This is a genomic window from Actinomadura sp. CNU-125, assembly GCF_001942465.1.
Lineage (GTDB): Bacteria > Actinomycetota > Actinomycetes > Streptosporangiales > Streptosporangiaceae > Spirillospora.
In genome coordinates this window covers 16,575-29,155 of sequence record NZ_MKJY01000344.1, presented here as the reverse complement: position 1 = coordinate 29,155, position 12,581 = coordinate 16,575, and the positions used below count along the sequence as shown (strand labels likewise).

Here is a 12,581-nt window from a genome sequence, read left to right as displayed (position 1 = left end):
ATTCACTTTTACGTCCCGAAGATCGGGCGGGCTAAGCCCACTTGGCGAGGACCTCGCGCGCCAGCGAGCGGTACGCGTTCGCGCCCATCGAGTTGGGGTCGAAGAAGGTGATCGGCTCGCCCGCGACGGTCGCGTCCGGGAACCGCACGGTCCGGTTGATGACGGTGTGGAACACCTTCTCGCCGAACGCCTCGACGATGCGCCCGAGCACCTCGCGGGTGTGCAGGGTGCGCGAGTCGTACATGGTGCCGAGGACGCCGTCGATGATCAGTTCCGGGTTGATCCGGCCCTGCACCTTCTCGATCGTCTCCATCAGCAGCGCGACCCCGCGCATCGCGAAGTACTCGCACTCCAGCGGGATCAGGACGCCCTCGCTGGCCGCCAGCGCGTTGATCGTCAGCAGGCCCAGCGAGGGCTGGCAGTCGATCAGGATGTAGTCGTAGTGCGGGCGGGCGGACTTCAGCGCCTGCTGCAGGATGTACTCGCGCCCGACCTCGTGGACGAGCTGCACCTCCGCCCCGGACAGGTCGATGTTGCTCGGCAGGAGGTCCATGCCCTCGACGCTCGTCTCGATGACGACGTCTTCCCACTCGGTGTCGGCTTCGAGCAGCAGGTTGTGGATCGTCACGTCGAGCTGCCGCGGGTCGCCCTTGCCGAGGCCGACCGACAGTGCGCCCTGCGGATCGAAGTCCACGAGCAGGATGCGGCGGCCGCATTCGGCGAGCGCCGCGCCGAGATTTATGGTCGTCGTGGTCTTGCCGACGCCGCCCTTCTGATTGCAGATGGCGACGATGCGCGCGGGTCCGTGCTCGGCCGGGATCTCAGGTTCCGGAAAGTCGGGCACGGGGCGCTGAGTCGGGCCGAGGGCCCGACTCGGATCGGTCTCTATGGTGGCGGAGGAGAGCCCTCCATCCGCACCCTTCGTGCTGGTCACCAGATCCCTCCCCGGCGGCCGGAAATGCCGTCCAGAACGGGGACTCTATGGCCCCCTACCATGCCGTCACAAGGCGACGCGCGCCGATCGTCGGTATTTGTCGGTGCCGCGTCACAGCACATTCCCGCCCGGTCAAGCCGCCGGTCAGGCCCTCCGCGCACGCGGATGCGAGGTCGCGTATACCTCGCGCAGGAGCTGCACCGTGACCAGAGTGTAGACCTGCGTGGTGGTCACCGACGCGTGCCCGAGCAACTCCTGCACGACGCGCACGTCCGCTCCGCCGTCCAGCAGATGGGTGGCGAACGAGTGGCGGAGGGTGTGCGGGGAGACGTCCGAAAGCTGGGCGCGCTCGGCGGCGGCGCGCAGCACCATCCACGCGCCCTGCCGCGACAGCCGCCCGCCGCGCGCGTTCAGGAACAGCGCCGGGCCGCCGCGCCCGGCCCCGGCCAGTTCGGGACGGGCGCGCACCAGGTACGCGTCGACGGCGCGGGCCGCGTAGTCGCCGACGGGGACGACGCGGTCCTTGCCGCCCTTGCCGGCGACGCGGGCGACGCCCTCGGCGAGGTCGAGGTCGTCGACGTCCAGCCCGTCGGCCTCGGAGATCCGGGCGCCCGACCCGTACAGCAACTCCAGCAGGGCGCGGTCGCGCAGGCCGCGCGCGGTGCGCCCGTCGGCGGCGGACCAGCCGGACGCGGCGGACAGGAGCCGCTCGACGTCCGATACGGAGATCGCCTTGGGGAGCCGCCGCGGCGGCGTCGGCGGCTTGACGCCGTGGGCGGGGTCGTCGGGGGCGAGGCCCTCGCGCAGCGCGAACCGGTGCAGGCCGCGGACGGCGACGAGCGCGCGCGCCGCCGAGCCCGCCGACAGCGGCGGATGGTCGGGATCGCCCTCGCGCAGGACGAGCAGGAACCCGCGGACGTCCCGTTCGGTGATCTCGTCGACGGCGGCGCGGCCCAGCAGCCGCATCACCCGCATGTAGCGGGCGAGGTCGCGGCGGTAGGCGCTGAGGGTGTTGGCGGCCAGGCCGCGCTCGACCGCCAGATGCCCCAGATAGGTGTCGACGGTCGCCGCCAGCGGGCTCGCCGGAACCTCCGCGGGAGGGCGGCCGGTGCCGTGGCGGGTCGTGCTCGGGGACAGTGCGGCACCTCTTCCGGCGGTCGTTCCGGCGGGCGGCGCGGCGGATCCGCCCGGCGCCGCCCGATGGGGACCCGCCCATCATGCCCCCTCGCGCGGCGCGAGGGGGCGTCGACCGGCGTCAGCCCTCGGGCGCGTCGACCGGCCGCAGGTCCGTGAACCCGGCGGCGCGGGCGGCGTGCGCGGCGAGGATGCCGGTCGTGGCGATCATGTTGTGCACGTCACCGGCGAGGACCTTGCGGACGGCCTCGTCGAGCGGGACCCACACGACGGGCATGTCGGCCTCCTCGTGGATCCGCTCGAAGTCGATCTCGTCGGCGGGGACCTCGGCGACGCCGCGGGCGAGGAAGATGCGGACCCGCTCGTCCGACATGCCGGACGAGGGGTACACGTCGACGAGCGTGTCCCAGCGCTCGGCCCGGTACCCGGCCTCCTCCAGCAGTTCGCGCCGCGCGAGTTCGTGCAGCGGCTCCCCCGCCACGTCGCGCAGCCCGGCGGGCGCCTCCCACAGCATCCGCCCGACCGCGTGCCGGTACTGGCGCACGAGCAGGACGCGGTCGCGGTCGTCGAGGGCGATGACGCCGACGGAGCCGAGGTGCTCGATCACGTCCCGTCCGACGACCTCGGTGCCGTCGCCGCGCGGCATCTCCACCCGGTCGCGGCGGACGTTGAACACGTGCCCCTTGAACGCCGCGTTCTCCTCGACGACGCGCCAGCGTTCGGGGCGGTCGCGGACGTCGTCCGGGCCGAGGCCGCTCATGACGCGGTCACGGCGCCGGGCGCCCGTCCCCGGCCGTGCTCCCCGGCGTAGCCGATCGCGGCGGCGATCAGGCCGGTGAACAGCGGGTGCGGGCGGGTGGGCCGGGACCGGAACTCGGGGTGCGCCTGGGTGCCGACGAAGAACGGGTGCCGGTCGCGGGGCAGCTCGACGTACTCGACGAGCCGCCCGTCGGGCGACAGGCCGCTGAACCGCAGCCCGGCCTCCTCCAGCCGGTCGCGGTAGGTGTTGTTGACCTCGTAGCGGTGCCGGTGCCGCTCGGAGACCTTCGACTCCCCGTACAGGTCGCGGACGATCGAGTCCTCGGCGAGGTCGGCGGGGTAGAGCCCGAGCCGCATCGTGCCGCCCATGTCGCGCTCGCCCGCGACGACGTCGAGCTGGTCGGCCATGGTCGCCACGACGGGGTCGGCGGTGGTGGCGTCGAACTCGGCGCTGCCCGCGCCGGGGATCCCGGCGAGGTCGCGGGCGGCCTCGATGACCATGCACTGCAGGCCGAGGCAGATGCCGAGGAGCGGGACGCCGTTCTCGCGGGCGTGCCGGACGGCGCCGAGCTTGCCCTCGATGCCGCGGACGCCGAACCCGCCGGGGATCAGCACGCCGTCGACGCCGTCCAGTTCGCGCTTGGCGCCCTCGGGCGTCTCGCAGTCGTCGCTCTTGACCCAGCGGATGCGGACCTTGGCGTCGTTGCCGAACCCGCCGTGCCGCAGCGCCTCGGTGACCGACAGGTACGCGTCGGGCAGGTCGATGTACTTGCCGACGAGGGCGATCGTGACGTCGTGGGCGGGCCGGTGGACGCGCCGCAGCAGCTCGTCCCACGCGCCCCAGTCGACGTCGCGGAACGGCAGGTCGAGGCGGCGGACGACGTAGGCGTCCAGGCCCTCGGAGTGCAGCACCTTCGGGATGTCGTAGATGCTGGCGGCGTCGACGGCGGAGACGACGGCGTCGCGGTCGACGTCGCACATCATGCTGATCTTGTGCTTGAGCCCGTCGTGATCGGCCGGTCGGAGCGGCACACGATCGCGTCGGGCTGGATGCCGATGGAGCGCAGCGCGGCCACCGAGTGCTGCGTCGGCTTGGTCTTCAGCTCGCCGGACGGGCCGATGTAGGGCAGCAGCGAGACGTGCAGGAAGAAGCAGTTCTCGCGGCCGATCTCGTGCCGGATCTGCCGGACGGCCTCCAGGAACGGCTGCGACTCGATGTCGCCGACCCACCTCGGTGATGACGACGTCGACCTCGGTGTCGACGGCCATCCCCCGGATGCGGTCCTTGATCTCGTTGGTGATGTGCGGGATGACCTGCACGGTGTCGCCAAGGTACTCCCCGCGGCGCTCCTTGGCGATGACGTTCGAGTACACCTGGCCGGTGGTGACGTTCGCCGAGCCGTGCAGGTCGGTGTCCAGGAAGCGCTCGTAGTGGCCGATGTCGAGGTCGGTCTCGGCGCCGTCGTCGGTGACGAAGACCTCGCCGTGCTGGAACGGGTTCATCGTGCCGGGGTCGACGTTGAGGTAGGGGTCGAGCTTCTGCATGGTGACCCGCAGGCCGCGGAGGGTGAGAAGCCGGCCCAGGCTGGACGCCGTCAGACCCTTGCCGAGGCTGGAGGCGACACCGCCGGTGACGAAGAGATGCTTGGTAGGACGTGATCTACCAGTGGCTGCCGAAGGCAAGAAGGCGCTCCCGTGGTCGTTGCGATGCGGACGATACCGCGTTGAGCCTCGAAAAGGCTCACTGTCCACGGGCCACCAGAATAACAGCCGCGCACCGGTGAGATGTCCGGAGGGCGAACCTCCGGTGGCGGCACCGGCGCTGGTCAGGGGCGAATGGGACGGACGGCCGCGCCGCCGGGCGGGGCCCGGCGGCGCACGGCGCGTCGCGTCCTGCGGCCCCCTCGCCGGGGACGGCCGTCGGGGCGGGCCCGCCGGGGCCCGCTCAGAGGCGCGGAGTCGCGGCGGTCGGCATGATCGTGCGCAGCTGGCGGGTCAGCTCGTCGATCAGCGAACGCGCCTGGTCGGCGGCGTTCTTGGCGGCGTCGCGCTCCTGGGACAGCTCGGCGATCGCGGCGCGCTGCTCGGTGACCGCCTGCGCCAGCTGGTCGACCCACTGGTCGCGTTCGGCGAGCTTCTCGGCCACGGCGTCGCGTTCGGCGGCCATCTGGCGCATCCCGGCCACGGCCTTGTCGCGCTCCCGACCGGCCTGGTCGCGCGGCCGCGGGCCAGGGTGAGCTCCGACTCGGCGCGGGCCTGCGCCTGGACGGCCGCCTCGCGGGTCCGCTCGGCGTCCTCGCGGCCCTTGGCGGCGACGTCGCGTTCCCGTTCGGCCTTCTTGCCCGCCTCCAGCGACTGGGCGGCGGTGTCGAGGGCCTGCTGCCGTTCGGCCTCGGCGGTCTCGGCGCGGCGCTGCGCCTCGGTGGCGCGCCGCTCGGACTCCTGGGCGCGCCGCTCGGCGTCCTGGGCGCGGCGGTCGTTCTCCTGCGCGCGGCGCTCGGCGGTCTCGGCGCGGCGCGGGTCTCGTCGGCCTCCTTGCCGGCCGCGACCACGGCGTGCTGCAGGTTCTGCGCGGTCATCTCCGCGTCGGCGACCTTGGCGCGCAGCGCGGTCAGCTCGGCGTGCGAGGTCTCCAGCGCCCGGGACAGCTCGGCGGCCTGCTCGGCGGCGCGGTCGCGCTCGGTCTCGGCGCCGCGGCGGCCGCCGATCGGCGTCCTCGACGGCGCGCAGCGCGTCGTCGCGGGCCTCGCTCATGGCGTCGCGCTGCTGGATGGCCTGCCGGACGGTCGCCTCCGCCTCGGCGACGCGGCGTTCGGCCTGCTCGGCCTGCGCGCGCGCCTGCCCGGCCTGGCCCTGCGCCTGCTCCATCTGGGTGCGGGCCTGCTCGGCCTGCGCGCGGGCCTGGTCGGCCTGGACCCTCGCCTGCTCGGCCTGTCCGCGTGCCTGGTCGGCCTGGGCGCGTCCCTGCTGGGCCTGGTTCCAGGCGGCGGCCGCGTCCCGCTGGGCGGCTTCCTTCTCCGTCTGGAGGTTGGCGATCTGGGCGACGGCCTCGTTCTGCACCTCGGTGGCGCGGCGCTCGGCTTCGGCGATCTTGCGTTCGGCCTCGACCGCGCGGCGGTCGGCCTCCTCGGCCTGACCCCGCGCGCGCTGCACCTCGCCCCACGCCGCCGCCGCGTCCCGCTGCGCCGACTCCTTCTCCGCCTGGACGGCCGAGACCTGCGACGCGGCGTCGCTCTGCGCCTCGGTGACCTTGCGCTCGCCGGCGGCGAGGGCGTCGCCGATGAGGTCGGCCATCTGGCGGAGCCGCTCGACGATGTCCCAGGGCTGCGCCTCGGGCTGCTCGGGCTCCGGCGGCCGGGCGGTCTCGCCGGGCTGGTCGGCCTTGGTCATCTGGATCGGCTGCTGGGCGGCAGGCACGGAGACGTCCGACCCGCGGGAGGGGTCACGTCCCATCGCGGGCCAGGGGGAGCCCGGTTCCGGGACTCCGCGCGAACCACCCGATCCGTTCAGCTCGCTCACTGCTCTCCTCGACTGGCGGCCCGGGGCCGCGTTCGCGGGGCTGGTGTGCACGTCGTGTGCGCGGGGCCGCCCGTGGACATGGCGCTCGCTTCACTCCTCGCCCGCAGGCTCGTCGCTTCGCTCACGGAAGGCACTCTAGTCCGGACCGGCGAAACGTTTGCCCAGTTTGGGGTTTAGTTACGTGGCCCCGCTCCGGTGTTCACGCACGCGGCGTGCCTGATCAACCCTCTATCACGTCCTCCGGCGGGGCCGCTGGGGCTACCCCGGACGGTGCCATGACTCACACCCGGACGCCACCCCGACGCGCCCCCGAAATACCGGACGAACGTGCACACAGGCATCGCAACCGCCCCGGCATCGCCGCTCCGGCGGGCGGGCCGGTCGCACGCGCGGGCGCGCGCGGGTGCGAGAATCCGGGACCATGGAGCTTCGCACCCTGTACCCGCCGATCGAGCCGTACGACTCCGGGCTGCTCGACGTCGGTGACGGCAACCGCGTCTACTGGGAGGTCTGCGGCAATCCCGACGGCAAGCCCGCCGTCATGCTGCACGGCGGCCCGGGCGGCGGGTGCGGCCCGGCGCACCGGCGGCAGTTCGATCCCGAGGCGTACCGGATCGTGCTGTTCGACCAGCGCAACTGCGGGCGCAGCGAGCCGCACGCGAAGGACCCGGAGGTGTCGCTGGAGGCGAACACCACCTGGCACCTGGTCGCCGACATGGAGCGGCTCCGCGAGCACCTGGGGATCGACCGCTGGCTGGTCTTCGGCGGGAGCTGGGGCAGCGCGCTGGCCCTGTCGTACGCGCAGGCGCACCCGGACCGCGTCACCGAACTCGTGCTGCGCGGGATCTTCACGCTGCGGCCGTTCGAGCTGTACTGGTTCTACCAGGAGGGCGCGTCGCTGATCTTCCCCGACCTGTGGGAGCGGTACGTCGAGCCGATCCCCGAGGACGAGCGCGAGGACCTCATCTCCGCGTTCCACGAGCGGCTCAACTCCTCCGACCGGGACGTGCGGGTCGCGGCGGCCCGCGCCTGGTCGACGTGGGAGGGATCGACGCTCACGCTGCGGCCGGACGAGGAGCTGGCGGACGGCTTCGGCGAGCCCGACTACGCGGTGGCGTTCGCCCGGATCGAGAACCACTACTTCGTCAACGAGGGGTTCTTCGAGGAGGACCAGCTGATCCGGGACGTGGACAAGATCCGGCACATCCCGGCCGTCATCGTGCAGGGCCGCTACGACGTGTGCACGCCGGTCGCGACGGCGTGGGATCTGCACCGCGCGTGGCCGGAGGCGGACTTCCACATCGTGGACGACGCCGGGCACGCCTACAGTGAGCCGGGAATCCTGCATCACCTCATCGAGGCGACCGACCGGTTCGCCCGCACCCGCTGAGCCTCCCGCGCCCGCACCCGTTTGCGGCCGCCCCTAACCCGCTCGAGAGCCCGTCCGGATCGATCGCCGCGCGGCGGCCGGAATCCGGCCCGGCGGGCGCCCGGGCCGTCCGAAACCTCCGATCGCCTTACCCGGCGGTGCGATCACCCTGGCGCCGAAGTAAGCCCTTCGGGGGCTTGTCGGACAGCAGGCGCCCCTCTCAGCACCCGCGCCGGCGCCACCTCCCCCGTTGGCCCCACCAGGCGCGATACCGACGCCGGCGGGCCCGGCCGACGTGACGCCCACCGCACCCCGGACGTTCACGTTAAATCTGAGTGACTTACCTCACACAACCGATACACAAATCAGCTCTTCAAGCGATGACAGGACATTAAGCTTCCGTTCAGGAAGGCGATCGACGCCTCCGGAGGCAAAGTCGGCAGTACCTCCTGCGTATCGCGGGGAATGGCGGTTCCGGACCACCGCCGCACCGACTTGAATTACCCCGAAATTGATAAGCGTATCACCATACCCAGTGCGCACCGGGGCTAAACATCCCGCAGATAACATTCCTCTGCGATCACGGGCCGAGATTCGCTAAGTTGCCTGGACATGGCAGCGCAACCCCTGGAAACACCGAACCGACGCCCGGACGCGAACGAGACGAACGAGGACGTGCGACTCCAGGAGCCCAGCCTGACCGACGGCGCCGAGATGTGGCGGCTCGCGCGGGACTCCAAGGTCCTGGACGTCAACTCGCCGTACAGCTACACGCTCTGGTGCCGCGACTTCGCCGACACTTCCGTCGTCGCCAGCGACGCCGGCGTTCCCTGCGGCTTCATCACCGGGTACACCCGCCCGTCCAGCGCCGACACGTTCTTCGTCTGGCAGGTCGCCGTCGACCACGACCATCGCGGGCAGGGCCTGGCCCGCCGCATGCTCGACGACCTCGCCGACCGTCTCGCCGCCCGCGGCCACCGGTACATGGAGGCCACCGTCACCCCGGACAACGCCGCGTCCACCGCGATGTTCGAGTCGTTCGCACGGGCCCGGGGATGCGAACTGGTCCGCAGCCCGCTGTTCGGCGCGGAGCACTTCCCCGAGGGGGGACACGAGCCCGAGGTGCTCTTCCGGATCGGCCCCATCGCCACCGTCGACTGACGCACGATTCAACATTCGCCCTCACTCCATCCCAACCTGCCGGAGGCAGATCATGGACACTTTCGCCCGCATGGAATCGGAAGTCCGCGGCTACTGCAGGGGCTGGCCCACGGTGTTCACCAGCGCGCAGGGCAGCCATATGACCGATGAGAACGGTCGCACCTACCTCGATTTCTTCGCCGGTGCCGGCACCCTGAACTACGGGCACAACAACCCGCAGCTGAAACGCCGGCTCATGGACTACCTGGCGAGCGACGCCGTCGTCCACAGTCTCGACATGTACACCACGGCCAAGCGGGACTTCCTGGAACGCTTCAACGAGTTCGTGCTGTCCCCGCGCGGCCTGGACTACAAGATCCAGTTCCCCGGCCCGGCGGGCAACAACTCGGTCGAGGCCGCGCTCAAGCTCGCCCGCAAGTACACCGGCCGCGAGACCGTCGTCAGCTTCACCAACGCCTTCCACGGCATGACGCTCGGGGCGCTGGCGGTCACCGGCAACTCGATGAAGCGCACCGGCGCCGGGGTACCGCTGGGGCACGGCGTCGCCATGCCCTACGACAACTACCTCGACGGCCGAACGCCCGACTTCCTGCTGTTCGACACGATGCTGGACGACAGCGGCAGCGGCCTCGACAAGCCCGCCGCGGTGATCGTCGAGACGGTCCAGGGCGAGGGCGGCATCAACGTCGCCACCGCCGAGTGGCTGCGCGGCCTGCAGGACCTGTGCCACCGCCACGAGATCCTCCTGATCGTCGACGACGTGCAGATGGGCTGCGGCCGCACCGGCCCGTTCTTCTCCTTCGAGGAGGCCGGGATCACCCCGGACATCGTCTGCCTGTCCAAGTCGCTCAGCGGCTACGGGCTGCCGTTCGCGGTGACCCTCATGAAGCGCGAGCTGGACGTCTGGGAGCCCGGCGAGCACAACGGGACGTTCCGCGGCTTCAACCCCGCGTTCGTCACCGCCGTCGGCGCCCTGGAGGACTACTGGACCGGCGAGGGCATGGAGAAGCAGACCCTCGCCAAGGGCCAGCAGGTCCAGACGGCCCTGGAGGAGATCGCGCTGTCGCACGCCGGCGCCGTCGACTCGGTCCGCGGCCGCGGCCTGGCCTGGGGCCTGGTCATGAAGGACCCGGAGATCGCGCCGAAGGTCTGCAACGAGGCGTTCAAGCGCGGGCTGCTGATGGAGACGTCCGGTCCGGAGGGCGAGGTGGTCAAGCTGCTGCCGCCGCTCACCGTGACCGACACCGAGCTCGGCCGCGGCCTGGAGATCATCGCCGACTCCGTCGAGGCCGTCCGCTCGACCGTGACGGTCTGACCCGACCGTCCCGCAAGGGGGTCCGGCGGGCCCTCCCCGAACGGGCCCGCCGGGGTCGGCACCGACCGCGACCCCACAGATCGAAAGAGGAGATTCATGATCGTTCGTTCCCTGAAGGAGATCATCGGCACCGAGCGCGATGTTCAGGCGCCCACGTGGCACAGCCGCCGGTTCGTGCTGGCCAAGGACGGCGTCGGATTCTCGATGCACGAGACCGTCCTGTACGCCGGGACCGAAACCAAGATGTGGTACGCGAACCACATCGAGGCCGTCTACTGCATCGAGGGCCAAGGGGAGCTGATCAACCACGAGAACGGTGAGACGCACCGTATCGAGCCCGGCGTCATGTACCTGCTCAACGAGCACGACCACCACACTCTGCGGGCGCACACCGACGTCAAGACGGTCTGCGTGTTCAACCCGCCCGTGACCGGGCGGGAGGTGCATGACGAGAACGGGGTCTACCCGCTGCTCACAGAGGAGGACGCATGAGCATCATCGAATCGCATCCGACCATCGACGACGCCTACCCGACCCGCAAGGGGACCGAGGCCGCGCTCCTGTATCGCCAGGACCCGGTCGTCTACGGCAGTCCCGGCGAGGGTCCCATCGATGAGGCGACCCTCGACTCCTTCGAGGCCAACGGGTTCCTGAGCGTCGACCAGCTGCTCGCGCCGGAGGAGGTCGAGGACTACCGCGCCGAGCTGCGCCGGCTGTCCGCCGACCCGCGGATCCTGGCCGACGAGCGCACGGTCACCGAGCGCGGCTCGAACGAGGTCCGGTCCATCTTCGAGGTCCACAAGATCAGCGAGGTCTTCAACGCGCTCGTCAAGGACCCGCGCGTCGTTGGCCGGGCCCGGCAAATCCTCGGCTCGGACGTTTACGTTCACCAGAGCCGGGTCAACTACAAGCCAGGGTTCACTGGTAAGGACTTCTACTGGCACTCTGACTTCGAGACCTGGCACGCGGAGGACGGCATGCCTCGGATGCGCGCGGTGAGCATCTCCATCGCGCTGACCGAGAACTTCGTGCACAACGGCGCCCTCATGATCATGCCCGGCTCGCACAAGACGTTCGTGGCGGCCGTCGGGGAGACTCCCGCCGACCACTACAAGGAGTCCCTGCGCAGTCAGGAGATCGGCACCCCCGACTCGGCCAGCCTCTCCATCCTGGCCGACAAGCACGGCATCGAACTGTTCACGGGCACCGCCGGCTCGGCGACCATGTTCGACTGCAACTGCATGCACGGCTCGAACGGGAACATCACCCCCTTCCCGCGCTCCAACGTGTTCATCGTGTTCAACAGCGTGGAGAACACGTGCGCCGACCCGTTCTCGGCGCCTTCGCCCCGCCCCTCGTTCATCGGCGCCCGCGACTTCACCCCCGTTCGCGACTGATGGGCGTAACAATTCAATAACCCGACCAAGACTGTCGCGCCCGCGGAGGCATATCGTCTCCGCGGGCGCGACGTCACAACCCCCCGAAAAGCAGGAGTTCAACGATGACTTCCTCACGACGCGATTTCCTCCGGTCCGCCGTTCTGCTGTCCGCCGCGGTGCCCCTCGCCGCGGCGGGTTGCTCCACGACGGACCCGGAGACCGAGGTCAGCGGCGGCGGCACCCTCCAGAAGGCGAAGGACGCCGGCAAGATCAAGGTCGGCTTCGCCAACGAGGCCCCGTACGGCTTCACCGACAGCTCCGGGAAGCTGACCGGTGAGGCCCCCGAACTCGCCCGCGTCATCTTCAAGAATCTCGGCATCGATGAGATGGAGGGAGTCCAGGTCGACTTCGGCGGCCTGATCGGCGGCCTGAACGCCAAGCGTTTCGACGTCATCGCAGCCGGAATGTTCGTCATTCCCGAGCGCTGCCAGTCCGTGGCGTTCTCCGACCCCGAGTACGTCGCCAAGAGCGCCCTCATGGTCAAGGAGGGCAACCCGGACGGCCTCACCGACGGCAAGACCCTCGCCGCCAAGGGCGCCAAGGTCGGCGTCCTGACCGGTGCCGTCGAGCAGGGCTACGCCAAGAGCCTCGGCGTGAAGGACATCCAGACCTTCCCCGACCAGGCGAGCGCGTTCTCGGGCCTGAAGTCCGGCCGGATCGACGCCATCTGGCTGACCCGCATCTCGCTGGCCGACCTGCTGTCCAAGCACGAGGGCGAGGGGTACGAGGTCACCGACGCCTTCACCCCCGTCATCGACGGCAAGGAGCAGTTCGGTGCGGGCGCGTTCGGGTTCCGCAAGGCCGACACCGAGCTGCTGACCGCTTTCAACGGCGAGCTGAAGAAGCTGAAGGACGGCGAGAAGCTGCTGCCGATCCTGCAGCCGTTCGGCTTCACCGAGGCGGAGATGCCCGGCGCGGACGACACCGCCGCCAAGTTCTGCAAGGGCTGAT

At 70.8% G+C, this 12,581-nt stretch carries 10 protein-coding genes and 1 pseudogene; 6 read left to right on the top strand and 5 right to left on the bottom strand.

All coding sequences use genetic code 11. The features are described from left to right. Nucleotides 1-31: 31 nt before the first annotated feature. The 5 genes and pseudogenes from BJF79_RS32640 to BJF79_RS56120 form a co-directional block, all read right to left on the bottom strand. Entirely contained in the window at nucleotides 32-889 is an 858-nt protein-coding gene (locus BJF79_RS32640) for a ParA family protein (protein WP_075903261.1), read from the bottom strand. A 189-nt stretch (nucleotides 890-1,078) separates the two neighbouring features. Continuing rightward, nucleotides 1,079-2,008, bottom strand: coding sequence for a site-specific tyrosine recombinase XerD (locus tag BJF79_RS32635; RefSeq protein ID WP_075903233.1), 930 nt, complete (start codon nucleotides 2,006-2,008; stop codon nucleotides 1,079-1,081). A gap of 181 nt (nucleotides 2,009-2,189) precedes the next feature. Beyond that, a complete protein-coding gene (locus BJF79_RS32630; protein WP_075903231.1) occupies nucleotides 2,190-2,828 on the bottom strand; it encodes an NUDIX domain-containing protein in 639 nt (212 codons plus the stop codon). Further along, nucleotides 2,825-4,510: pseudogene (locus BJF79_RS32625) on the bottom strand (CTP synthase). The gene BJF79_RS32630 and the pseudogene BJF79_RS32625 overlap by 4 nt, the downstream one beginning before the upstream one ends. Nucleotides 4,511-4,834: 324 nt before the next feature. Next, the gene (locus BJF79_RS56120) at nucleotides 4,835-6,244 is read right to left on the bottom strand and encodes a hypothetical protein (protein ID WP_158079363.1); all 1,410 of its coding nucleotides are present in this window, start codon (nucleotides 6,242-6,244) and stop codon (nucleotides 4,835-4,837) included. Nucleotides 6,245-6,767: 523 nt separating this feature from the next. Here BJF79_RS56120 and pip point away from each other — a divergent pair. The 6 genes from pip (at nucleotide 6,768) to ehuB (ending at nucleotide 12,580) form a co-directional block, all read left to right on the top strand. Beyond that, entirely contained in the window at nucleotides 6,768-7,736 is a 969-nt protein-coding gene (gene pip, locus BJF79_RS32610; protein ID WP_075903225.1) for a prolyl aminopeptidase, read from the top strand. A gap of 591 nt (nucleotides 7,737-8,327) precedes the next feature. Next, nucleotides 8,328-8,876 (top strand): diaminobutyrate acetyltransferase, encoded by a 549-nt coding sequence (gene ectA / locus BJF79_RS32605; protein WP_075903223.1) that lies wholly within the window; start codon nucleotides 8,328-8,330, stop codon nucleotides 8,874-8,876. Nucleotides 8,877-8,928: 52 nt separating this feature from the next. Continuing rightward, on the top strand, nucleotides 8,929-10,191 hold the full coding sequence (gene ectB / locus BJF79_RS32600) for a diaminobutyrate--2-oxoglutarate transaminase (protein ID WP_075903221.1): 1,263 nt from the start codon (nucleotides 8,929-8,931) through the stop codon (nucleotides 10,189-10,191). A 96-nt stretch (nucleotides 10,192-10,287) separates the two neighbouring features. Beyond that, nucleotides 10,288-10,683 (top strand): ectoine synthase, encoded by a 396-nt coding sequence (locus BJF79_RS32595; protein WP_075903219.1) that lies wholly within the window; start codon nucleotides 10,288-10,290, stop codon nucleotides 10,681-10,683. Then, nucleotides 10,680-11,588 carry an ectoine hydroxylase gene (thpD, locus tag BJF79_RS32590; RefSeq protein ID WP_075903217.1) on the top strand — a complete coding sequence of 303 codons (909 nt, stop codon included), beginning with the start codon at nucleotides 10,680-10,682 and terminating at the stop codon, nucleotides 11,586-11,588. Before BJF79_RS32595 ends, thpD begins: the two co-directional genes overlap by 4 nt. Before the next feature lie 104 nt (nucleotides 11,589-11,692). Next, nucleotides 11,693-12,580: an ectoine/hydroxyectoine ABC transporter substrate-binding protein EhuB gene (gene ehuB, locus BJF79_RS32585; RefSeq protein ID WP_075903215.1), complete on the top strand. Its 888-nt coding sequence runs from the start codon at nucleotides 11,693-11,695 to the stop codon at nucleotides 12,578-12,580. Nucleotide 12,581: the final 1 nt, after the last annotated feature.